General features: G+C 60.6%; 20 protein-coding genes (1 of these 20 running past the window's edge). 12 read left to right on the forward strand and 8 right to left on the reverse strand.

Features of this window, described 5'->3' with window-relative positions; genetic code table 11:
• Positions 1–1,354, reverse strand: partial view of an FMN-binding glutamate synthase family protein gene (locus tag CFI11_RS21020; protein WP_130409447.1) — the 5' portion only. 137 nt of this gene lie to the left of the window's left edge; only the first 1,354 of its 1,491 coding nucleotides appear in the window; the start codon lies at positions 1,352–1,354; the stop codon falls past the left edge of the window.
• A gap of 106 nt (positions 1,355–1,460) precedes the next feature.
• On the opposite strand from CFI11_RS21020, the gene CFI11_RS21025 reads away from it, so the two are divergent.
• The 3 genes from CFI11_RS21025 to CFI11_RS21035 all read left to right on the forward strand — a co-directional run bounded on the left by CFI11_RS21025 (position 1,461) and on the right by CFI11_RS21035 (position 4,795).
• Positions 1,461–1,898: a DUF302 domain-containing protein gene (locus CFI11_RS21025; protein WP_130409448.1), complete on the forward strand. Its 438-nt coding sequence runs from the start codon at positions 1,461–1,463 to the stop codon at positions 1,896–1,898.
• Positions 1,899–2,082: 184 nt separating this feature from the next.
• Complete coding sequence (locus tag CFI11_RS21030) at positions 2,083–2,562, forward strand: fasciclin domain-containing protein (RefSeq protein ID WP_130409449.1); 480 nt, start codon at positions 2,083–2,085, stop codon at positions 2,560–2,562.
• Between the two features lie 226 nt (positions 2,563–2,788).
• Entirely contained in the window at positions 2,789–4,795 is a 2,007-nt protein-coding gene (locus tag CFI11_RS21035; RefSeq protein ID WP_165390349.1) for a fasciclin domain-containing protein, read from the forward strand.
• A gap of 43 nt (positions 4,796–4,838) precedes the next feature.
• Here CFI11_RS21035 and CFI11_RS21040 read toward each other — a convergent pair whose 3' ends face one another.
• The 3 genes from CFI11_RS21040 to CFI11_RS24835 form a co-directional block, all read right to left on the reverse strand.
• Positions 4,839–5,387, reverse strand: a complete 549-nt coding sequence (locus CFI11_RS21040; protein ID WP_130409451.1) for a DNA topology modulation protein FlaR — start codon at positions 5,385–5,387, stop codon at positions 4,839–4,841.
• 212 nt (positions 5,388–5,599) lie between these two features.
• On the reverse strand, positions 5,600–8,218 hold the full coding sequence (gene clpB, locus CFI11_RS21045; protein ID WP_130409452.1) for an ATP-dependent chaperone ClpB: 2,619 nt from the start codon (positions 8,216–8,218) through the stop codon (positions 5,600–5,602).
• Between the two features lie 180 nt (positions 8,219–8,398).
• Positions 8,399–8,533, reverse strand: coding sequence for a hypothetical protein (locus CFI11_RS24835; RefSeq protein ID WP_256370564.1), 135 nt, complete (start codon positions 8,531–8,533; stop codon positions 8,399–8,401).
• A 447-nt stretch (positions 8,534–8,980) separates the two neighbouring features.
• On the opposite strand from CFI11_RS24835, the gene pyrF reads away from it, so the two are divergent.
• Entirely contained in the window at positions 8,981–9,688 is a 708-nt protein-coding gene (gene pyrF / locus CFI11_RS21055; protein WP_254448986.1) for an orotidine-5'-phosphate decarboxylase, read from the forward strand.
• A gap of 284 nt (positions 9,689–9,972) precedes the next feature.
• Complete coding sequence (locus CFI11_RS21060) at positions 9,973–10,635, forward strand: hypothetical protein (protein WP_130409455.1); 663 nt, start codon at positions 9,973–9,975, stop codon at positions 10,633–10,635.
• 7 nt (positions 10,636–10,642) lie between these two features.
• Here CFI11_RS21060 and CFI11_RS21065 read toward each other — a convergent pair whose 3' ends face one another.
• Both CFI11_RS21065 and CFI11_RS21070 read right to left on the reverse strand, forming a co-directional pair.
• Positions 10,643–10,858, reverse strand: coding sequence for a helix-turn-helix transcriptional regulator (locus CFI11_RS21065; RefSeq protein ID WP_130409456.1), 216 nt, complete (start codon positions 10,856–10,858; stop codon positions 10,643–10,645).
• On the reverse strand, positions 10,858–11,397 hold the full coding sequence (locus CFI11_RS21070; RefSeq protein WP_130409457.1) for a hypothetical protein: 540 nt from the start codon (positions 11,395–11,397) through the stop codon (positions 10,858–10,860). Before CFI11_RS21070 ends, CFI11_RS21065 begins: the two co-directional genes overlap by 1 nt.
• Positions 11,398–11,476: 79 nt before the next feature.
• On the opposite strand from CFI11_RS21070, the gene CFI11_RS21075 reads away from it, so the two are divergent.
• The 4 genes from CFI11_RS21075 to CFI11_RS21090 are packed head-to-tail and all read left to right on the forward strand — an operon-like array spanning position 11,477 to position 15,310.
• Positions 11,477–12,016, forward strand: a complete 540-nt coding sequence (locus tag CFI11_RS21075; protein ID WP_130409458.1) for a hypothetical protein — start codon at positions 11,477–11,479, stop codon at positions 12,014–12,016.
• Positions 12,017–12,056: 40 nt separating this feature from the next.
• Positions 12,057–13,958, forward strand: coding sequence for a PAS-domain containing protein (locus tag CFI11_RS21080; protein WP_130409459.1), 1,902 nt, complete (start codon positions 12,057–12,059; stop codon positions 13,956–13,958).
• The gene (locus CFI11_RS21085; protein ID WP_130409460.1) at positions 13,955–14,656 is read left to right on the forward strand and encodes a response regulator transcription factor; all 702 of its coding nucleotides are present in this window, start codon (positions 13,955–13,957) and stop codon (positions 14,654–14,656) included. The genes CFI11_RS21080 and CFI11_RS21085 overlap by 4 nt, the downstream gene beginning before the upstream one ends.
• Positions 14,657–14,680: 24 nt before the next feature.
• On the forward strand, positions 14,681–15,310 hold the full coding sequence (locus CFI11_RS21090; RefSeq protein WP_130409461.1) for a DUF6434 domain-containing protein: 630 nt from the start codon (positions 14,681–14,683) through the stop codon (positions 15,308–15,310).
• 339 nt (positions 15,311–15,649) lie between these two features.
• Here CFI11_RS21090 and CFI11_RS21095 read toward each other — a convergent pair whose 3' ends face one another.
• Positions 15,650–16,849 (reverse strand): Zn-dependent hydrolase, encoded by a 1,200-nt coding sequence (locus CFI11_RS21095; RefSeq protein WP_130409462.1) that lies wholly within the window; start codon positions 16,847–16,849, stop codon positions 15,650–15,652.
• Between the two features lie 61 nt (positions 16,850–16,910).
• Positions 16,911–19,676, reverse strand: coding sequence for a formate dehydrogenase subunit alpha (gene fdhF / locus CFI11_RS21100; protein WP_130409463.1), 2,766 nt, complete (start codon positions 19,674–19,676; stop codon positions 16,911–16,913).
• A 211-nt stretch (positions 19,677–19,887) separates the two neighbouring features.
• On the opposite strand from fdhF, the gene CFI11_RS21105 reads away from it, so the two are divergent.
• The 3 genes from CFI11_RS21105 to CFI11_RS21115 are packed head-to-tail and all read left to right on the forward strand — an operon-like array spanning position 19,888 to position 22,260.
• Entirely contained in the window at positions 19,888–20,541 is a 654-nt protein-coding gene (locus CFI11_RS21105; RefSeq protein ID WP_130409464.1) for a histidine phosphatase family protein, read from the forward strand.
• A 30-nt stretch (positions 20,542–20,571) separates the two neighbouring features.
• Positions 20,572–21,189, forward strand: coding sequence for a glutathione S-transferase family protein (locus CFI11_RS21110; RefSeq protein ID WP_371687452.1), 618 nt, complete (start codon positions 20,572–20,574; stop codon positions 21,187–21,189).
• 12 nt (positions 21,190–21,201) lie between these two features.
• A complete protein-coding gene (locus CFI11_RS21115) occupies positions 21,202–22,260 on the forward strand; it encodes a saccharopine dehydrogenase (RefSeq protein ID WP_165390350.1) in 1,059 nt (352 codons plus the stop codon).
• Positions 22,261–22,265: the final 5 nt, after the last annotated feature.

Consider the following 22,265-nt stretch of genomic DNA (forward strand, 5'->3'; position numbering starts at 1 on the left):
CCTCCTTGATGATCCCCTTGGCATAGTGGGCCACGCGCTTGAATTTGTCCTCGACCACCAGACCATGCTGAAATCGCGGGTCATGGGTGGTGATGCCCGTGGGGCAGGTGTTCTTGTTGCATTTCAGCGCCTGAATGCAGCCCAGCGAGAACATGAAGCCCCGCGCCGAGGTCACGAAATCCGCCCCCGCCGCCAGGGCCCAGGCCACATCGCCGGGATTGACCAGCTTGCCGCTCGCGACCAGACGTATGCGTGACTTCAGCCCGTGTGCGTCGCGCAGGTTCGTTACCACCGGCAGTGCCTCTCGGATCGACAGACCCACGAGATCAATCAGCGGCATCGGCGCCGCGCCGGTGCCGCCTTCTCCTCCATCAAGCGTTATGAAATCCGGTGCGCTTTCCGCGCCGCGGGCCACGATGGCCTCAAAAAGCGGTCTCAGCGCGTCCTCGGACCCGACCGCCGTCTTGATCCCGACCGGCTTGCCGGTCACCTCCCGCACGTGATGGATCAGGTCGAGCAGATCCTCGAAACTGTCCACCTCCCGGTGCCGGTTAGGCGAGATGCCGTCTTGCCCAACGCGAAGGCCCCGGATCTCGGCAATCTCCTCGGTCACCTTCTCTCCGGGCAGGATCCCGCCCTTTCCCGGTTTGGCGCCTTGCGACAGCTTGATCTCGAACATCCGCACGCTTTCATGCGTCGCAACCTTTCTCAGCTTCTCCTCGCTCAGGTTGCCGTCTTCATCGCGCACTCCGAATTTGGCCGTGCCGATCTGAAAGACCAGATCGCAACCCCCTTCCAGATGAAACGGACTGACCCCACCTTCGCCGGTATTCAACCAGATGCCCGCCTCTTTCGCGCCGTGGCTAAGCGCCTGCACGGCGGGCTTGGATATCGCGCCATAGCTCATGCCGGAGATATTGAAGAAAGATGTGGCCGTGTAGGGCAGCCTGGCCCCCTCCCCGATCACCATCGGTTCGGTGCTGGCGTGCTGATTATCAAGCGGGGGAAAAGGCGCATTCACGAAAATCGGCGTACCAACCACGCTGAGGTTCCGAGTCGAACCGAAAGCGACCGTGTTGCTCTGCCCTCCTGCGGCGCGGCTGACCCAGTCTCTTTGCGCACGATTGAACGGCAATTCCTCCCGGTCCATGGCAAAGAAGTACTGACGGAAGAACTCGCCCAATTCAGAGAACAAGTGCCGGAACCGCCCGATGACCGGATAGTTGCGCCGGATCGCGTCACTCTTCTGTGTTCGGTCAATCGCGAACAAAACCACACCGATCAGCGCGACAAGTCCGATGACGGCGACAAAGGCGTAGGCCAGCGCCTCCAAAACGTTCATCGCAAAACCCATGCAAACTCTCCGATATGTTGATATGTTAATAGAGAACGCGCGCTGTCACGGTGCGCGGGATGGGGATCGCATGCAAGACATCCCCCATCACTTTGGGAGGATCGCGATGAAACACCTTATCTTGGCCGGCCTCTTGATATGGTCAGGTCCGGCAGCGGCGGACGGTCTGATACACTACAAGACAGACGACAGCTTTGACGACGTGATCTTCGGACTTGAGAATGCCATTCTGGACGAAGGTCTGCGCGTCGATGACATCAGCCATGTCGGCGAGATGCTGGAACGAACACGCCAGGATGTCGGATCCGATGTCACCGTGTTCGCCCAGGCCGATGTCTACAGCTTCTGCTCCGCCACCCTATCGCGCAAGGTGATGGAGGCCGATCCGATGAACATCCGCTTCTGCCCGTATGACATTTTTGTCGCCGTTTTGCCGAACAGCGAAGAAACCATCATCGGTTACCGCAGCTTTCCAGAGGGTCCCATGAAAGAAGTCGAGGTGCTTCTGGATCGGATTGCTCGCTCGGCGGTGGGCCTGGATTGATAACGGGACCTAACGCCGAATAACAAAGATTTCAGTGGAAACATCAAAAAGTGCCTGCTTAGGCATCATCTCTGCTCAGTCAAGCGGCATCGGCGGAAAGCCCCACGGATCCGACTTCCCCATATCCGCGTAGTTAGCCCGATGCCACACAGGCATTGGAAAACTTAAACGGAGGATTTCCGATATGTTTCGTACGACTGCACTTGCACTGACCGCAGCCGCCGCCCTGTCCCTGCCGGCCTTTGCCGGAAGCTCCAAGGACATTGTCGACACTGCGGTCGAGGCCGGCACCTTCAATACGCTGGTCGCAGCGGTCGAAGCTGCAGATCTGGTCGATACGCTGAAAAGCGAAGGCCCGTTCACTGTCTTTGCACCAACCGACGAAGCTTTTGCCGCTCTGCCGGAAGGCACAGTTGAAGCGCTGCTGCAGCCAGAGAACAAGGATCAGCTGATCGCGGTGCTGACCTATCACGTGGTGCCCGGCAAGGTAATGTCGACCGACCTGCAGGACGACATGACGGCCGCAACCGTTCAAGGCGGTGAGATCACGATCGACCTCGACGATGGCGTCATGGTCAACGACGCCAATGTCGTAAGCGCTGACATCGACACGTCGAACGGCGTGATCCATGTCATCGACAAGGTAATCCTGCCGACGTCGTAAGGGCTGAACAAACGGGCCGAGCCGCATCAGGCTCGGCCCTTTTTAACGGTAATCCCGGGTGGGACGCCGGGATAATTGGATGGAACCGATACATTTCAAATCTCCCGAACGGGGGATGGGCGCGGAATAAACCCGCGGCCCCTGACGGGGTCGCTCTCCGAACATTCAGATCGCGCCGATGGGGGCGCGGTCCGAGACCAATTCACTTCGGAAAAGAGTAACCGATATGAAAACCATTGCAGAGATCGCATCAGGTGAGGACTTCTCCATCCTGTTGCAAACCGTGATCTTCATCGACGATCAGGTGGAAGGCTCCGACCTCGTTGGCGCCCTCTCCAATCCGGGCTCTCTTACGGTGTTCGCGCCGAACAATGCCGCCTTCGGGCAACTGGCAACCGATCTCGGATTTGAGGGCGACGCGGGCGACCCGCAGGCCGTGACTGACTTCTTCGTGGCAAACGTTCCTGCAACCACCCAGCAGGCGATCGTACAATACCACGTCCTTCCCGGCGCGCAGCGTGCTGAGGACATCGCGGGCGCCGAGACGCTTGAAACACTTCAGGGCGGCACGATCACACCGGATCTTCCGACCCTTGTGGACAATGAACCCGACCTCATTGACCCGTCCTTGATCGACACCGATATCGAGGCGTCCAATGGCGTTGTCCATGTGATCGACAGGGTGTTGTTGCCGACCGATCTGCCGGACAATGATGCGTCCACCTTCACAGAAATCGTTCTGGAAAGCGGAACGGGCTTTGACGCGAACGCCCAGGACTTCGACATTCTGCGCGAAGCGGTCGTTGCGACCAACCTTGCGGATGCGCTGAATGATCCCGACGTGGATTGGACGGTCTTCGCCCCAACGGATGCGGCGTTTGTCAGCCTTGCGAACACGCTGGGCTTTGATGGTAGCGGCGAAGAGGCGGCACTGACCTACCTTCTCGATGCGCTAACGCTTCTGTCGAAGGGCGCGGACCCGTCGCAATTGCTCACCACAATCTTGCTCTATCACGTGTCGGGTGAAAGCCTGCAGGCCAGCCAGGTTCTTGAAGGTAAGCCTATCGGAACGCTGGCCGGCGAAGGCCTAACCATTCAGGCCGATGGGACAAGCCTGGTGGACGGAGACCCGGATCTACAGGATCCCAACCTGATCGCCACGGATATCCAGGCCGCGAACGGCGTGCTGCATGTGATCGACGGTGTGCTGATCCCGGTTGATCTGCTGCAAAGCGATGGTTCCAATGACGTCGACTTTGTGATTGGCGACGATGACGCCAATACCATCAGCACCGGCGCCGACGCTGACCTGATCGACGCGAAGGGCGGAAACGACCGGGTCGTCGCAGGCTCTGGTGACGACATCGTTCTGGGCGGCGCGGGCAACGACCTGATCTTCGGCAGATCCGGCAATGACCACATTGACGGTGGCGAAAACAATGACCGCATTTTCGCCGGCAACGGCGACGATACCGTCGAAGGCAGCCATGGCCGCGACTTCATTGTCGGCGGTTCGGGTGATGACAAACTCAGCGGTGGTGGCGGCAAAGACACCATCCTTGGCGGATCCGGCGAGGATGTTCTGCTTGGACGTCAGGGGGCCGACGCCCTGTTTGGAAATCAGGGCGATGACGAAATCTTTGCAGGGGCCGGAAATGACCTTGTCTTTGGCGGCTTCGGTGACGACACGATCATTGGCGGGGAAGGCAATGATCGCATCTTCTCCAATTCCGGCGACGATGAAGCCTTTGGCGGCCATGGCGCCGACCTGCTTCTCGGCGGCTTTGGCGATGACCTGCTCGACGGCGGCGCATCCCAGGATACGCTTTGGGGCGGTTTTGGCGATGACACGCTTAACGGCGGAAATGGCGATGACGTCATCTATTCCAACCGGGGAGACGACGAAGCCTTTGGAGGATCGGGCAACGACACAGTCTATGGCGGATCGGGTGATGACACCGTGTCGGGCGGCCGGGGAGAGGACGTTCTCTATGGTGGGTCCGGAGACGACACTTTTGTCTTCGCTGAAAACTGGGGCGCGGAACGTGTCCTCGATTTCGATCTGGGCGATGACCTGATCGACCTGACCTCCTTTGGATTTGATGGCTTCGCGGACATCAAGGACGCCATCAAGAAAGATGGTGATGACGCGATCATCGAACTCTCCGGGACCACGATCACGTTGCTGAACGTCAATGCCAACCAGCTGGAAGCAGACGACTTCTTGTTCTGATCTGAAACAGTCCCCGGCGGCACAATCTGCCGGGGACATCTCCTTATCCCAAGTCCCCGATAACAGGGCGGCTTCCTTCAGCCACACCTTCCAAAAAACTCCGGGTTTCGCGCACATTGGTCAGCTTGTATGCATCGACACTTGCATCCGCGCTGTCGAACAGCGCTGCCAACCTCGCGCGGGAGGTATGCCGCGTGTACCAGATAAAGCTGAGAAATTCGACAAGCCCCGCGTCAAAGCGTTCCGGACAGCCCGTCGGGAGATCCGGGCGTGACTGACCTCGATACCGCCAAGACCGTTGGATCACACGCAGCATCCTAAGCTGCCAGGCAACGTCAAGCCAAATAAGCGTATCCGCCCGCGCAAGCCGGCTCGCGTAGGTGGCGGAAAGACCCCCTTCAAAAATCCAGCTTTCCTGCTTTTCGATGGCATGCGCCATCGGGATTTTGTCCGCCTTGGGGCGTTCGGCCCAGCCAGCCATCCAATGAATGCGGTCCATATGAAAAACCGGCAGCCCTGTGATCTCACCCAAAGCACGTGCCAATGTGCTTTTGCCCGAACCCGGCTGCCCTATGATCATGACGCGTTGCATTTTGATGGGTCATATCGCGGTCGGGCGCTCCGCACGATGATGACGCGGAGCCATCGGCGTCGCATTGCCTATATTTTTTAACAAGACAACGCGGTTTGCCCCCTTTGAGGGCGGCCCGAGGCCGGACTAGGCGTGACGTGTTCTCACGAGGACCTTAGCTGGCGAGCAGTCAGAAAAAGAGAGCCCGCCGCAAATTGGGCGGGCTCCGTCGTTCAGTGAACCACGGCATCTTGCGGTGGCTGACGGTTGGAGGCCGACACGCGGTCTCCGATCATCAGACCGTCCGCCCCGGCGCTGACCCGCACAGCCTCGCCATCCCTGATGTCACCGGCCAGCAACATCTCGGCCAGCGGGTTCTGCAGCGCACGCTGGATCACCCGCTTTAGCGGTCGGGCGCCAAAGACCGGATCATAGCCTTCATCGGCAAGCCAGGTCCGCGCCGCATCGTCCAGATCGAGGGAGATCTTACGCGTGGCCAGCCGTTTGAGCAGACGTGCCATCTGGATATCCACGATACCGTCCATGTCATCCCGCGCCAGGCGGTCAAAGATGATCGTTTCATCCAGACGGTTGAGGAATTCCGGCCGGAAATGAGCCCGCACCGCATCCATCACGTCTCGTTTGGCGTCCGAGGCATCCGCCCCCTCCGGCAGTTGGCTCAGCGCCTGTGCGCCAAGGTTCGAAGTGAGAATGATCAGCGTCTGTTTAAAGTCCACCGTGCGGCCCTGACCATCGGTCAGCATGCCGTCATCCAACACCTGCAGCAGCACGTTGAAGACGTCCGGGTGCGCTTTTTCGACCTCGTCGAACAGCACCACCTGGTAGGGCCGGCGCCGCACCGCCTCGGTCAGCACGCCGCCTTCATCATAACCGACATAGCCCGGAGGGGCGCCGATCAGACGCGCGACCGCGTGTTTCTCCATGAATTCCGACATGTCGATGCGCACCATCGCGTTGTCGTCGTCAAAGAGGAATTCGGCCACCGCCTTGGTCAACTCGGTCTTGCCGACCCCGGTCGGCCCGAGAAACAGGAACGAACCCAGCGGGCGGTTCTCGTCATTCAACCCCGCACGCGCTCGGCGCACCGCGTTCGACACAGCGGTCACGGCAGCATTCTGACCGATCACACGGGCGTGCAACTGGTCTTCCATACGCAAAAGCTTCTCCCGCTCGCCTTCCAGCATTTTCGACGTCGGGATGCCGGTCCAGCGTTCGACCACCGCCGCGATCTGTTCCGGGCGCACGGCCTCTTCGACCATCATGCCGCTCTCTTCGCGGCTCTCGGCCTCCTCAAGCTGCTTTTCGAGCCCGGGAATGACACCGTAGGACAGCTCCCCCGCCTTGGCGAGGTTGCCTTCGCGCTTGGCGATATCCAGCTCGGCCCGCGCGCGGTCCAACTGTTCCTTGATGTCGCGCGCACCGGCCAGCTTGTCCCGCTCGGCCTGCCATTGCGCTGTCATCTCGGCGGAGCGTTCCTGCAACTCGGCCAGATCCTTCTGGAGCGTCTCAAGCCGGTCCTTGGAGGCCTGGTCATCCTCCAGCTTCAACGCCTCTTCCTCGATCTGCATTTGCAGAATCTGACGGTCCAGCGCGTCCAGCTCTTCGGGTTTCGAGTCCACCTCCATCCGCAGACGCGATGCCGCTTCGTCCACAAGGTCGATGGCCTTATCCGGAAGGAACCGGTCGGTGATATAGCGGTTCGACAGCGTCGCGGCGGACACTAAAGCGCTGTCGGAGATGCGCACACCGTGGTGCAACTCGTACTTCTCTTTCAGCCCGCGCAGGATCGACACGGTGTCCTCCACCGTGGGCTCCAGCACCATCACCGGTTGGAAGCGCCGGGCAAGGGCTGCATCCTTTTCCACGTACTTGCGATACTCATCGAGCGTGGTCGCCCCCACGCAGTGCAACTCACCCCGCGCCAAAGCCGGCTTGATCAGGTTCGCCGCATCCATGGCGCCATCGGTCTTTCCCGCGCCCACGAGCGTATGCATCTCATCGATGAAAAGGATGATCTCACCCGCGGCTTCGGTCACCTCAGTCAGAACGGCTTTCAGCCGCTCCTCGAACTCGCCGCGATACTTGGCGCCCGCGATCAACGCCCCCATGTCGAGCGCCATCAGGCTTTTGTCGCGCAGGCTTTCCGGCACGTCGCCGTTCACGATCCTGAGCGCGAGACCTTCGGCAATCGCCGTCTTGCCCACGCCCGGCTCGCCGATCAGCACCGGGTTGTTCTTGGTCCGACGTGACAGCACCTGCATCGCGCGCCGAATCTCTTCGTCCCGTCCGATGATCGGGTCGATCTTCCCCTCGCGGGCCGCCTCCGTCAGATCACGGGCATATTTCTTGAGCGCATCATACCCTTCCTCGGCCGAGGCCGTGTCCGCCGTGCGCCCCTTGCGAATATCGTTGATCGCCTCGTTCAGCTTCTGCGCTGTGACGCCTGCGGCATCCAGAGCTTCCTTGGCCTGCGACTTGACCATGCAGAGGGCCATCAGAACCCGCTCCACCGGGACGAAACTATCGCCCGCCTTGGTCGCGATCTGCTCAGCCTCGGCGAGCACTTTCGCCGTTGTGCCGTCAAGATAGACCTGCGCATCTCCGCCGCTCACCTGCGGGATCTTCGAGATCGCCAACTCCACAGCTTCTTTCACACGTGTCGGCTGACCGCCCGCGCGCATGATCAGGTTGGCCGCAAGCCCCTGATCGTCATCCATCAACGCTTTCAGAATGTGTTCGGGGGCGAGCCTCTGGTGACCCTCCCTCAGAGCGATCGTTTGCGCCGCTTGCACAAAGCCGCGCGACCGCTCGGTGAACTTGTTCAAGTCCATCGTTCTCTCCTTCTCCAAGCGCCCCTTTGATGGCGCCCGCACCTGCAGCACGCCGTTGAAATGGGCCTTGATCAATATGTGGGCAGTCCCAATCGGCGGTTCAAGGCCGATCCGATTCAACCCTGAGATTAGTTAATCTCGATCGGGGTAAACTGTTCGTTAAGGCAAGAATTTAACCTTTCAGATACAATGGGGGATCCTCGTCAAGTGCTTGTAGATCGTATCGAAATCCTGGAACCGGCCTTCGAATCCATTGCTCAGCAACATGTCGCGATGGTCTCGGTTGAGGCTGGCCATCAGATCGTGACCCTGCATTGTTCGGTGACCCTTCCGGAATGCGCAGCCCCCAGTGCGCGGGATGCCGCCCTCATTGCCGATGCGATGCGCCAAGTTTCGCGCATGCCCGAACATAGGACTTGCATCGGTTCGATCCGATTCAAGCCGGACGCACTGCCCCTTCAGCTGCAAAGCGCCTAGCAGACATATCCGTTTGCCAAGTTTGTTGAGCGGTGGTCAGGCACCGCTCCAATCCGCGTTCGCCGCGGGTTCTAGGCGACGAAATAGGCAACCAAGCCAAGAAAACCCGCAACGCTGGCCAGGCCCAATATCCGGGCCTCCATGTCCGTTGTATTGCGCTTCATCGGTGGTCTCCATATCGCTGAATACCGACGAAACCCAACGCGCTGGGAAAAAGTTCCCCTACTTGCGATCTCGCCGCGCAGCCGGTACTCCCAGAATGACGCTGCAAGACAAGGAAACACCGTGAAATCCCCTGTCGAAGATCGCCTGATTGTCGCCTTGGATGTCTCTAACGCATTGGCAGGTCTGGAACTTGCCGGCCAGCTGGGGGATTCCGTGCATTTCTATAAAATTGGCCTCGGAATGTTGACGGGCGGCGGTCTGGCCCTTGCCAACGAGCTGAAACAGGATCACGGGAAACGTATCTTTCTTGACATGAAGCTCTTCGACATCAGCGCCACGGTCGAAGCGGCGGTGCGCGGTCTCGCGCAGTTCGAGCTCGACTTTCTCACCGTACATGGGGATCCCCACGTGGTGCGCGCCGCCAAGGAAGGCGCCGCGGGGAGCGATATGAAGATCCTCGCCGTGACCATCCTGACTTCGCTCGACCGCAGCGATCTGGATGATGGCCTTATGCAGGCAGGCGACGTGGCGGATCTGGTCGTGCAACGGGCAGGCCGAGCCTTTGCTGCGGGCGCCGATGGTGTCATTACCTCCCCGCGCGAAGCGGCGTCCGTGCGCGCCATGCCGGAGGCCGCCGACCGGCTGATTGTGACCCCGGGCGTGCGCCCGGCCGGTGCGGCGATGGGTGATCAAAAGCGCGTTGCGACGCCTGGTCAGGCCATTGTCGATGGCGCCGATCACATCGTGGTCGGCAGGCCCGTCTGGCAGGCAGACGAGCCGCGCCAAGTCGCCCTGGCAATCCAGCGGGAGCTTGCGGAAGCAAGCTAAAATCCGCCGCTGTGCCCGCAAAAGCACACGTCAGAGTTGTTTTCGCAGGTCAGGAATTCCAGACTTTGTGAAGATGGTCAAATCAGAGAGTATACTTACTGACAGACACTCCCCGACGGACCTTTTCTTCCTGTGGTTCGTTACCTCCCCCCGCCTGATCAGCGGGGGGCCTTTCCGACAACGACGATAGTTTCCCCGACGCCGGGCTCATATGTCCGGAAATCCTGACTTTTCAGGCTGCCCCGACGTGGATTATCTTGGGGTGAATTTGAAAGATCCCTTTGATGGCCCTCCACAGATACCCTCTTGCCGCAGCCGCCCAGTTGGCACGCGCTTCCTACTCAGCCAACCGTCATCCAAGCGTCGCGCCTCATATCGCCCGCAGCTTGGATAAGGATGACGTTCAGGCCTATCTGCTCAAGAACGGCGTTCTTCTGATCCCCGGATCGAACTCGGTCATGGACTATCTGAAGTTCAACCTAAGGGTTTTAAATATCGGCGGAAGACAATTTCGAATTGACGATGGCACAACGGAGAAGGGCCATAGCGGCACGCTTTGGCATCAGGGCTTCCTTCGCCATGCAAAAGCGATCTTTGACTGGATAGACGAAGGCGGCACGCGCCCGATCTTCATCATCGGTCACTCGTTGGGAGCAGCGGCAACCCAGATCCTGTCGAAAAGCTATGCCGTGCCCGGTATCGGTTTCGCCGCCCCAAGGCCGCGCAAACATCGCGGGACCGTCGTCGATGATGATCTCTGCCTGTGCATCAACCGTGACGACGACATCGTCTGCGGACTACCGGGCCGGTTCCACCACATGGGCAAGGTGCATAAGTGCAAAGCTGCTGGGTCTGCGCATCGGGCCGGACATAATATGAAGCACTATCAAAAGGTCCTCGCAGAGCAGCACCAGCTTGGTCTGCTTGGCATTCATTGGCCGCTTTAATCACATCTCAAGCATCCGGCAACGGCTGCACCTCAAGAAGGTCGCCTGGCTGACACTCCAAAACTTCGCAGATCCTCGCCAGCGTTTGAAAGCGGATGCCCTTCACCTTCCCGGACTTCAAAAGGCTGATATTCTGCTCGGTGATACCGACCTTCTCGGCCAGTTCCCGCGACCGCATCTTGCGCAGCGCCAGCATCACGTCGAGCCGCACAACCACCTCCATCAGATGAAGCCCCGGTTCTCTTCGGCCACTTGCGCGGCTTGGCGAATGGTAATCCCGACCATCAGCAGCAGCGCCCCACCAATCAGAAACCCGATGCTATGCAGACTAAGCGCGATCGTCAGTTCTCTTTGACCTTCCGGGTTCTGCCAACTCAGAAGCACCGACGAAGCCATTCCATAAATCACCGACGCCACGGGGAGCGCCAGTAGCGCCGCGCCGATACGACTGACACAATCTCCGCATTCTCCCGTGAGCGCCTCACCTGCGGCGTAGAGAGAAAACAGTCGGTACATGCCCCACAAAAGAAAAAGCTGCACGGCAACCGACAATGCGCCAACCGCCAGCAAGGCGTAGATCGTCGTCACACCGATCTCTCCCGCGACCTGTACCGACGGGGCGGCGTCCACAAGAACGTCATAGGCCAGCGCAGGCCGGAAAAGGAACAAAAGAAACACGCCCGCGATAAGGATCATCGCGGCAAGCGTCACATATGCGAAAACCTGCGACCATCGCCGAATTCGTTGAGGCAAGCCAGACATCGCAAACTCCATTCTTGGTCTTCTCTTAGATATTTTTTAATGTAAAACAATAAAAAATATTTGTCAAAGGAGATCTAATATGATCCGTTTTTTGCCGTTGGTCATGGCTGCCAACATCTTTCTGAGCGGCTGCTCATCCGTTGTGCCGACCGGGGTCGCGAGGCTCGCGAATGTCTCACCCTTAACCGCGGATCCCGGTGCATTCGCGGTCGCGCTTACCTTGCCAGACGGACTGGAGGTCGTGGAGGGATCGGCACGTATCAGGTTTGCGGCGATGCGCCGGGATACCCAAGCTGAAAGCCAGGCCACCTATGTCTTGCGTGCCGCGCAAGTCGGTGAGCGCACGCTATACCGCGTCGACCCGGTCGATTTGGCTCGCTTTCGCGCACAGCAAGACCTGATCAAATCCTGGCAAGCCGAGAATGAAGAGGCGACCAGCGGCAGCTTCGCGGTGGATTTGGAGGCATGCAAACGCGGTGACGGTCCAGCTTTGGATGCAAAGGTCAGTGTCGCAATGCAAACCCGTCCCGATCAGCCATTTTTCGATATCGTACGCAACGCACCGGTTGCGAGGATCCTCAGGGACGCGACGGAGGCGCATATCGGCCCCTGTTCCTGATCGCGCGGCAATGCTAGCTCTTGGCACCGGGAGAGAGAGCATGGACCAAACCGTTCCGGGCAAAGAGGACTTTACGACCGCCGGTCTGAACCTGATCGCGCAGGCGCTGTCCATCTATGACAGCGACCTGCGCCTTGCCGTTTGCAACCGGCCATTTCGCGAGATGTTTGATTTGCCCGAACATCTTGTCACACCGGGCGCGCGGTTCGAGGACACGATCCGGCATCTGGCGGAGGTTGGGGACTACGGGCCGGTCGAGGATATGGACGACTTCATCGCCGTCCGCGTCCAGCAGGCCAGCACGTTCGAGCCTCATTATATGGAGCGTACCCGCGCCAATGGCCGGACGATCAGTGTGGAGGGCTCACCCCTCCCCCAAGGAGGGTGGGTCACGGTTTATACCGATATCACGCGCGCGAAACGGTCAGAGGGCCTTCTCAGAGCACGTTCAGCCGAACTTTCGGATCAACTGCTTGAATATGCCGAGGAACTGTCAGCCGCCAACCGCCAGCTTGCCGCGACGATCACGGCGCTTGAAGAGACCAAGCGCCAACTGACCCAAAGCGAGGCGCGCGCGCGCCTGACCACCGAAATGATGCCGGCCCATATCGCCCATGTGGATGAAGACGGGCGCTATAGCTATTCCAACCGTCAGTTGAGCGCTGTCATGCCGGGACGGGGCGGCGACATCGTCGGCCTGCCAATCAACGAGGTTCTCGGAGATCAGGCGTTCTCTCGCATCGAGCCCCACCTGAACGACGCCTATCGCGGCACGCCTTCGGTCTTCGAATTCACCGACAGCCAAAGCACCCGGCGTATCCGGGTGGCGTTTACGCCTGATCGTCGGGGCGGCGTGTATATCCTGTCGATGGATATCACGCAGGAAACGCAGGCCCGCGTCGCCTTGCAGCAGACGCGGCGACGCGCCCTGGCCGCCCAGATGACAAGCGGGCTGGCCCACGATTTCTCGAACCTGCTGACCATTATCCTTGGCATGCAGGGCAAGTTGTCCCAGATGAACTTACCAGACGGGGCAGCGGAGTTGATCGAGGCAACTCAGGCGGCGGCAAGGCGCGGCGGGCGCCTGCTTAACCGTATCGGTGACATGACGGGCAATCGCACGCTTCGCCCACAGCCTACCGATCTGCACGGGCTGCTGCAGGATCTCAAGACGCTGGCGACACCGACGCTTCCGCGGGATCTGGGGCTCAGCGTGCTGGACCATACGCCTGATCAGCTCTTCCTTCTCGATGCCGGAATGCTGTCGGACGCGCTTTTGAACCTTGTTTTGAACGCGCGCGATGCCTGTGGCACATCCGGTCAGATCACCGTGACAGCCCATCCTGTTTCCACCCTTTGGATCGAGATATCCGTAACCGATACCGGGCCCGGCTTCTCTAAGGCGGCGCTGGACCAGGCGCTCAATCCGTTTTTCACCACGAAAGGGGGCGAAGGGTCAGGTCTTGGCCTGCCGATGGTTTACGACATGACAAAGCTCGCCGGGGGCGACCTGCAATTGTCCAACACGCCAACCGGGGCCAGCGTCGTGATCCGGCTCCCCTATCGCCCGGCGGTGCAGGCCACGGGCGGGCTGGTTCTTTTGGTTGAAGACAACGACGATCTTCGGGCCAATGTGCGCGAGATGCTCACCGATCTTGGACATTCGGTGATCGAGGCCACGTCGGTGGACGAAGCCGTCGCGTTGGCGTCGGATCTGCCGGACATTGCCGTGATCCTCTCTGACATCCGACTGGAAGGTCAGGCGACCGGTCTCGATCTGGCACGCAGGTTAAAGCCAACCGGGCTGCCCTGTCTCCTGATGACGTCGCTGCCTGCCTCCGACCCCCTCCACGCTGCGGCTGTCGCGCACGGTCCGGTGCTACGCAAACCCTTCACCGCAGACGATCTGGCTGCGCTTCTTCGCGCCGAGGCTGCCGCATGACATCCCCCCTCATCTCTATCCTCGACGATGAACCCGAGATCCGGCAGATGCTGACGGACGCGCTGGAAGATGCAGGCTTCCGAACTCAGAGTTTCGCACGCGCCGGGGCCTTCGAGGCCTCGCTCAAGCGAACCACTCCGGATGTGTGCCTTGTCGACCTGTCCCTGCCCGACACCGACGGTCTTGCCCTGGTCCACCGGCTTGCGCTGGAAAAAGGTGCTGCGGTGATCATCATCTCGGGTCGCAGTCAGGTGCAGGACCGTGTCACCGGCCTTGAACTTGGCGCCGACGACTACATCACCAAGCCGTTCGACCCGGCCGAGGTTGTCGCGCGTATCCGCGCCCGTCTTCGCGGGACCCGGGTCGCGGCCAAATCCGGGGACCGCGCGGCGTTCAATGGCTGGACAGCACATTTCGATCGCTACACCCTGGAAGATGACGCCGGCGCGGAAACCCCGTTCTCTCATGCCGAAGGCGAAGTCCTGCGGCTTTTCCTCGAAAGCCCCAAGCGCCTGATCAGCCGTGCCCAGATGCAGGAACTCCTTGGGGGCGCTGCCGGAGAGAGCTTTGACCGTGCCATGGATGTGCGCGTATCGCGCCTGCGGACCAAGCTTCGCGAAGACCCAAAGAACCCGCGCCTGATCAAAACGATCTATGGCGCGGGCTACATCTTTTTGGGCGATGTGAGTTGGAGTTGAACCGCGCCGCACTAACTCCCCCGCATGGAAATAAAGCCCTCTGTCGACGACCCGCTTGATGCAGCCACCTTTGACCGCTGGTACTGGCCCAAACCCGAACTTGAAGCGTTGTGCGTCCGCTTTGGTCTGCCCCGCTCAGGGGGCAAAGACGCGTTGCGTGCCCGGATCCTGCATTGGCTGAAGACTGGCGAGGTTCTCAGGCCTGCGGTTCGAAAGCCGGGCACGAACTGGTCGAAGGCCACTTTGACGACAGAGACAAGGATTTCCGAAGACATTTCTTTCGGCCCGAATGTACGCCGGTTTTTCAAGGCGCAGATCGGCGCGCGCTTTTCCTGTCATTCCGATTTCATGGACTGGGTGCGCGGCAATCCAGGTAAAACCCTGGGCGACGCCGTCGCAGCTTGGCACGACCTGGAGGCGCGCAAGGATGATCCATCCTTTCGACGGGAGATCGCGCCGCATAACAATTATCTGCAATATCTCAGAGACTTCCGCGACGCCAATCCCGGCCTCGACCAAAGTGCGGCCAAGCAGGCATGGGAAACCCGCAAAGCCATGCCCATCGAAGGTGAACGCATCGTCTATCGTTCAGAAGACGCACACTTTCCGGCAAATGATCAGGCGATAAAGCCTGAACGACGCGTCCGGAAGTAAGGGATCCGACCTGACCAACCGCGCGTGGTGCGATGCCGATCTTGCAGGGCGCAGGCGAGCGATCTGCTCAGCCTCCACCTTGTGCGCATGTTCGGAGGCCAAGCGTTTGTTGCCGATCGTGTCAGTCCATCCCGATCGCATGTTGCGAAATATCTTTGGGTTCAATGCGGCCGCTTCGGAAAACTCCGCACCCATGGCACGTAATGGCTCTCAGGCGTGTCGAACATGGCCTCATTCTGCCCTTGCAGGATATGGGTTTAGCGAGAAAATGGATCTGCGATGCGAAGCTTTCCCAACCGCGTGATCTGCGCCGTAGTTTGACGCCGATCCAAGGCGGTCTTATTGGCCAAGGCATCCCACGGCGTGAGCAAGAACGCGAAGGCCAGCGACCAGATCCTCTTCCGCCGTGTCCTCTGCGAAGTTATGACTGATCCCACCGATAGAGGGCACGAATAACATCGCAACCGGCATCAGCCGAGAGACGTTCGTAGCATCATGCAAAGCGCCCGAAGGCATGTCGCGCCATCGTTCGGGCGCGACCCGCTCCGCTCCGGACCGAAGCGCGTTGCGAAGACCCGGATCCATAGCGACAGGGTCCAGGCCCAGTAACGGGCCGAATTCAAGGGATATCTGCCGCTCTTCCGCGAGTTCAGACGCTGTATCCCGAACGATCCTCTCCAGATGCAGGAGCCGGTCCGCATCGGCATCGCGCCATTGCATGCTGAAATTGACCCGCCCCGGAACGATTGACGACGCATTCGGGTGCAGGTTCACGTGACCGATTGTCCAAACGGTACGCGGGGTTATGACATTGCGGAACCTGTCATTGAGACGCGTATTGAAGTCTGAAAGAGCCTGAAACGCGTCTTTCCGCAGGGCCATCGGCGTCGTCCCGGCATGGTTCTGCTCTCCGCCAAAGGTGATTTTCATATCGCGGATACCCACGATGCCGCTCACCACACCGATCTGGTCATTGGCCTGGTCCAGCACCGGACCCTGCTCGATATGCATCTCGATAAAGCCGGTGAAGCGGTCGGGGTCGACAAAGGTCTCTGCCCGTCCCGGCATCGAGGCACGCGCGTCGCCAAACCCGATACCCTCGTGATCGCTGAGTGCGTCTGCCTCTTCCAAAGCGATCTGCCCCGACCAGATTGCGCTTCCGGTGGTGACACCGAACCGCCCTTCCTCGTCCTGAAAACTGACCACAGAGATCGGAGGCCCGCCGGCCTCCACACTGGCCCGGGCGACCTCCAGACCCGCGATCACCCCCAATGCTCCGTCAAGCCAGCCCCCCTCGGGCTGGCTATCCGAATGCGAGCCGAGCAAAAGGGATCTATCGTAGGCCAATCCAAAGAGGTTGCCCACGGGATCGAGATGCGGGGTCAGTCCCGCATCCAGCATTCGGCCCTTCAGCCACGCGCGTGCCTCGACGTCCGCCTCGGAAAAGGCGGGGCGAATTACGCCCTTGCCGACACCGGCTGCACCGAAGCCCCTGAGCGCATGCAGATCACGCAGGAACCGTTCTGAATTGAGCCGCACCCGATCCTCCTGGCGCTGGAATTCGTGACGAATTCCAGTCGTTTTCCATTATGGAAAACGGCTACTCCGCCGCAACCGCGTTTTCTGCCGCTTCCACCCGCACGGCAGAGAACTTGAATTCCGGGATCTTGCCATAAGGATCAATCGCCGAGTTCGTGAGGATGTTCGCGGCAGCCTCCACATAAGCGAAGGGCAAGAACACCATATCCTCCGACACCGCTCGGTCGGCCCGCGCCATGATCTCGATCGACCCGCGCCGGGTCGTCAGCCGCAGCATGCCGCCCGGAACCACACCCAGCCGCCGCAGCGTCTTGGGGTGCAGCGAACAATTGGCCTCCGGCTCCACCGCATCCAGCACCGTCGCGCGCCGGGTCATCGACCCGGTATGCCAGTGCTCCAATTGCCGCCCCGTGGTCAGGATCATCGGATACTCCGCATCCGGCGCCTCATCCGGCGGAATGACCGAGGCCGGGGTGAACCGGGCTCGCCCATCGGCGCGCGGGAAACCGTCACCGAACACAATCGCCTGTCCCGGATCCTTGGGGCTGAGCGATGGATAAGTGACCGCATTCTGCCCCTCCAGCCGATCCCACGTGATATTGTCGAGCGATTTCATGTTGCGCTTCATCTCGGCGAACACCTCCGCCGGGCTATCATAGGTCCAACTGAGGCCCAGCCGCTTGGCCAGTTCCACCTCGATCCACCAGTCTTCCTTGGCCTCCCCCGGTGGCGGCACCGCAGGCCGGCCCATCTGCACCTGACGGTTGGTGTTGGTCACCGTGCCCGTCTTCTCTGCAAAGGCAGAGGCCGGCAGGATCACATCTGCGTAATTCGCCGTCTCGGTGATAAAGATGTCCTGCACAACCAGATGATCGAGCTTGGCCAACGCGGCGCGCGCATGATCCACATCCGGATCGCTCATCGCTGGGTTCTCGCCAAGGATATACATCGCTTTGATGTCACTGGCATGGACCGCATCCATGATCTCCGTCACCGTCAGCCCCTTCTCGTTCGAGAAGTCCTCTGACCCCCAGACCTCCGTAAAGGCCGAGCGGACGCCGTCATCCGTCACACTCTGATAATCCGGCAGGAACATCGGGATCAGCCCGGCATCCGACGCACCCTGCACGTTGTTCTGCCCGCGCAGCGGATGCAGGCCCGCGCCCGGCCGTCCAACTTGTCCGGTCATCAGCGCCAGCGAGATCAGGCAGCGGGAATTGTCCGTCCCGTGGATGTGCTGGCTCACGCCCATTCCCCAGAAGATCATCGCCGCGTTGGCCCCCGCAAAGGTTCGTGCCACGTCGCGCAGCATCTCTGGCTCGATCCCGCAAATCTCGCTCATCGCCTCCGGGGTGAAGCCTTTCAGATGCTCTTTCTCGGCCTCCCAGTTCTCCGTCCAGGCCTCGATATACTGTTGATCGTAGAGCCCTTCCTCCACGATCACATGCATGATCGCGTTGAGCATGCTCACATCCGCTCCGGGCCGGAATTGCAGCATATGGCTGGCAAAGCGCTTCAGCGCCTGCCCGCGCGGGTCCATCACAATCAGCTTGCCGCCGCGCTTGGTAAATTGCTTGAAATAGGTGGCCGCAACTGGATGGTTCTCGATCGGATTTGCGCCGATCACAATCGCCACATCCGCATTCTCGATCTCGTTGAACGTCGCCGTCACCGCGCCCGAGCCCACATTCTCGATCAGCGCTGCAACGGACGAGGCGTGACACAGCCTGGTGCAGTGATCCACGTTGTTGTGGCCAAAGCCCTGCCGGATCAGCTTCTGGAACAGATACGCCTCCTCATTGGTGCACTTGGCCGAGCCAAAGCCCGCCACCTCGCGCCCCCGCCCCTTCAGCCCGTTCGCCGCCGCATCCAGCGCCTCGTCCCAGGTCGCTTCCCGGAAATGGGTCTGCCAGTTGCCCGGATCCACGTTCAGCCCCTTGGCCGGTGCATCGTCGCGGCGGATCAGGGGCTTGGTCAGACGGTGATCGTGATGGATATAGTCGAACCCGAACCGCCCCTTCACGCAGAGCCGCCCTTCATTGGCGGGGCCATTGATGCCCTCGACATATTTCACCCGGCCATCCTTGACCTTCAGCGATACTTGACAGCCCACCCCGCAGAAGGGACAGACAGACTCCACCTCGCTGTCGTAATCCTTGCTGTCGCCCACCTGCGCGTCATCCACAACGGTCGATGGCATAAGCGCCCCCGTCGGGCAGGCCTGCACACATTCGCCGCAGGCCACGCAGGTGCTTTCTCCCATCGGGTCGGCGAAATCGAAGGTCGGATAGGCATCGTGCCCCCGCCCCGCCATGCCGATCACGTCGTTGACCTGAACCTCCCGGCAGGCCCTGACGCAGAGCCCGCATTGAATGCAGGCATCGAGATTGACACTCATCGCCACGTGGCTGTCATCCAGCAGCGGGATGCGACCCTCTTCCAGCTTTGGAAACCGGCTCTCGCTGACGCCGTTCAACTCCGCCATGTCCCAGAGATGCGCCGAGCGGTCATGCGCCACGTCTCGCTCCGGCTGATCGGCCAGCAGCATCTCGACCACCATCTTGCGCGCGCCCTCCGCCCGCGCCGAATTGGTCGTCACCACCATGCCGTCCGCCGGTTCCCGAATGCACGACGCCGCCAGCGTCCGCTCGCCTTCGATCTCGACCATGCAAGCCCGACAATTGCCGTCGGGACGATATCCCGGCGCCGGCTTGTGGCAGAGATGCGGGATCACCAGGCCGCGCCCGTTGGCCACCTCCCAGATCGTCAGGCCCTTCTCGGCCTCAACCTCAACCCCATCCAGCGTAAAACGCACCGTCTCGGACATGACGCGACTCTCCCTGATCTTCAAAAAGATATAAGCGCCGCCAATCTTTGGCAGGAGTCCCATTCCCGACACACTCCACCGGATTTGCGCCATCTGCGTTTCCGATGCGCTCCACCTGCTTCTTCTCGATAAAAATACGGCCGCCGGAGGCGTCCTCCCTTTCCACCTGCCCGGACGTTCCGTAAGACAGGAGCGAACGGAGCACGCAGACATGTCCCACATCACCCTCGTCCGCCACGGTCAGGCCAATACCGGCGCCCGGGATGAAACGAGCTATGACAGGCTCAGCCCCCTTGGGCATCAACAGGCCGGATGGCTCGGCGATCACCTGCGTGATGCGGGCCAGCATCATACCCGCATCTACTGCGGAACACTGACCCGGCATCTCGAAACAGCACGCAGCATGGGCTTTGCCAATGGCATCTCTCAGGACGCGCGCCTGAACGAACTGGAATACTTCACCCTGTCACGGCTTATGGAAGAACAGCATGGCCTGCCGATCCCGGACGAACGGGAAGGCTTCGTTATGCATCTGCCACAAGTGTTCGCCGCCTGGCAGGAGGATCGCATCCGCGATGTTCCCGAAAGCTTCGCGGCGTTCGAAGACCGCGTGTCCACCGCGCTTGAGGAGATCGGTCAGGGCCATGGGCCGGCGATGGTCGTGACATCGGGTGGTCTGATCGCCATCGCCATGCGCCAGGTGATGGGCCTCGACATCGAGGCGACGGCGCGGATGGCTCTGGCGATCATGAACACCTCGGTTCACCGTCTCTTTCCCATAGGCGAAACGCTGACGCCGGTGCTGTTCAATGCGGTACCGCATCTTGAGACGCCTGACCGACAATTCGCGCAAACACATGTCTAGGCCCGGTCGCGCCGGGGAAAGGAAGATCGTATGCTGACCCTCCACTACGCCCCGGGCACGATTGCGGCGGCCGTCGCAATCACCCTCAACGAGGTGGGGGCCGATTATGACAGCCTGCGCATCAACTTTTCCGAAAAGGAACAACGCAGCGCCGCCTATCTGGCGATCAACCCCAAGGGGCGGGTTCCAGCACTTGGAACGCCACAAGGTGTTCTGACCGAAACGTCCGCCATTCTCGACTATGTCGCCGCGACCCATCCGCAGGCCGGGATCGTGCCCGCCGATCCTTTTCGCGCCGCGCAAATGCGCAGCGTCATGACCTATCTGGCCAGCACGATGCACGTGAACCACGCCCACGGTATGCGGGGGGCCCGGTGGGCGGATGAGGAAAGCTCCTGGTCCGATATGCGTGCCAAGGTCAGCCAGACCATGTCCGAAAGCGCCCAATATATCGAAACCTATGCCCTTCAGGGTCGCTATGTGTTGGGGGACACGTTCAGCCTTGCCGATCCCTATCTCTTCATGGTCAGCACGTGGCTTGCAGGCGATGGCGTTGACATCGGCAGATATCCGCGGTTCGCGGCCTTCCAAAAGCTGATGTGGCAACGTCCATCGGTCCGCGTGGCACTCTCCGACGGATATCTTTGAGGACAGAACATCATGACGCATCTTTGGGTCCGTGCCGAGCAACGCGCAAACGAAGAGCGTGTGGGGCTCACCCCGGCGGGAGCCAGAGCCTTGCGCGCAAAGGGGATGTCCGTCACCGTCGAAGAAAGCCCCACCCGCGCCATCGAAATAGGCGGCTATCGCGACGCCGGCTGTGAAATCGCGCCGGAGGGCAGCTGGCCCGCCGCGCCATCCGATGCGATTATCTTCGGTCTGAAGGAGTTACCAGAGGATGGCGCGCCTCTCGCCCATCGTCACATCATGTTCGGGCATGCATTCAAAGGTCAGCCCGCGGGCCTGCGCCTTCTGCGTCGGTTCAAGGAGGGCGGCGGAACGCTTTACGACCTTGAATATCTTGTCGAAGAGGATGGGCGCCGTGTGGCCGCGTTTGGGTATTGGGCCGGATATGCCGGCGCCGCCGTCGCGCTCAAATGCTGGGTGGCACAACAAAGGGGCGGGTTGGCTGGCCCGGTCGCAACCTATCCAAGCTCCACGCACCTTCTGGCCGAGCTGCAAACCGACCTGATCACTCTGGGCACCGCACGCCCCACCGCCATCGTCATCGGTGCGCTGGGCCGTGTGGGATCCGGCGCATCGGATTTCTGTACCGCGATGGGCGTGCCGGTCACCCGCTGGGACATGGCCGAAACCGCATCGGGTGGCCCCTTCCCCGAGATCCTGCGCCATGACCTTTTTCTGAATTGCATCCTGGCCAGGCCGGGCAGTCCGGTCTTCGTGCCTGCCTCCGCAAAGACAGCGCCCCGCAAGCTGTCGGTGATCGGGGATATCGCGTGCGACCCGGAGAGCGATTTCTCTCCCATCAAGGTCTATGACCGCACCACGGACTGGACGTCACCGGCGCTTCGGGTGCATGACCGCCCACCCTTGGACGTGACCGCGATTGACAATCTGCCATCCCTGCTGCCCACCGAAAGCTCCGAGGATTATGCAGAGCAGTTGCTGCCATCCTTGATGACATTGGATCGCATGGACGAGGACGTCTGGGCGCGTGCGGCGGAAACGTTTGCAATCCACTCAGACCGGCTGCGCTAAGCCAG

Source organism: Thalassococcus sp. S3 (assembly GCF_004216475.1).
GTDB lineage: Bacteria > Pseudomonadota > Alphaproteobacteria > Rhodobacterales > Rhodobacteraceae.

What these genes read in the sequence shown, in the direction of transcription:
- CFI11_RS21025 (WP_130409448.1), top strand. Translation starts at nt 1,461, where the DNA reads ATGAAACACCTTATCTTGGCCGGCCTCTTGATATGGTCAGGTCCGGCA.
- CFI11_RS21030 (WP_130409449.1), top strand. Translation starts at nt 2,083, where the DNA reads ATGTTTCGTACGACTGCACTTGCACTGACCGCAGCCGCCGCCCTGTCC.
- CFI11_RS21035 (WP_165390349.1), top strand. Translation starts at nt 2,789, where the DNA reads ATGAAAACCATTGCAGAGATCGCATCAGGTGAGGACTTCTCCATCCTG.
- CFI11_RS21040 (WP_130409451.1), bottom strand. Translation starts at nt 5,387, where the DNA reads ATGCAACGCGTCATGATCATAGGGCAGCCGGGTTCGGGCAAAAGCACA.
- clpB (WP_130409452.1), bottom strand. Translation starts at nt 8,218, where the DNA reads ATGGACTTGAACAAGTTCACCGAGCGGTCGCGCGGCTTTGTGCAAGCG.
- CFI11_RS24835 (WP_256370564.1), bottom strand. Translation starts at nt 8,533, where the DNA reads ATGCAGGGTCACGATCTGATGGCCAGCCTCAACCGAGACCATCGCGAC.
- CFI11_RS21060 (WP_130409455.1), top strand. Translation starts at nt 9,973, where the DNA reads ATGGCCCTCCACAGATACCCTCTTGCCGCAGCCGCCCAGTTGGCACGC.
- CFI11_RS21065 (WP_130409456.1), bottom strand. Translation starts at nt 10,858, where the DNA reads ATGGAGGTGGTTGTGCGGCTCGACGTGATGCTGGCGCTGCGCAAGATG.
- CFI11_RS21070 (WP_130409457.1), bottom strand. Translation starts at nt 11,397, where the DNA reads ATGTCTGGCTTGCCTCAACGAATTCGGCGATGGTCGCAGGTTTTCGCA.
- CFI11_RS21075 (WP_130409458.1), top strand. Translation starts at nt 11,477, where the DNA reads ATGATCCGTTTTTTGCCGTTGGTCATGGCTGCCAACATCTTTCTGAGC.
- CFI11_RS21080 (WP_130409459.1), top strand. Translation starts at nt 12,057, where the DNA reads ATGGACCAAACCGTTCCGGGCAAAGAGGACTTTACGACCGCCGGTCTG.
- CFI11_RS21085 (WP_130409460.1), top strand. Translation starts at nt 13,955, where the DNA reads ATGACATCCCCCCTCATCTCTATCCTCGACGATGAACCCGAGATCCGG.
- CFI11_RS21090 (WP_130409461.1), top strand. Translation starts at nt 14,681, where the DNA reads ATGGAAATAAAGCCCTCTGTCGACGACCCGCTTGATGCAGCCACCTTT.
- fdhF (WP_130409463.1), bottom strand. Translation starts at nt 19,676, where the DNA reads ATGTCCGAGACGGTGCGTTTTACGCTGGATGGGGTTGAGGTTGAGGCC.
- CFI11_RS21105 (WP_130409464.1), top strand. Translation starts at nt 19,888, where the DNA reads ATGTCCCACATCACCCTCGTCCGCCACGGTCAGGCCAATACCGGCGCC.
- CFI11_RS21110 (WP_371687452.1), top strand. Translation starts at nt 20,572, where the DNA reads ATGCTGACCCTCCACTACGCCCCGGGCACGATTGCGGCGGCCGTCGCA.
- CFI11_RS21115 (WP_165390350.1), top strand. Translation starts at nt 21,202, where the DNA reads ATGACGCATCTTTGGGTCCGTGCCGAGCAACGCGCAAACGAAGAGCGT.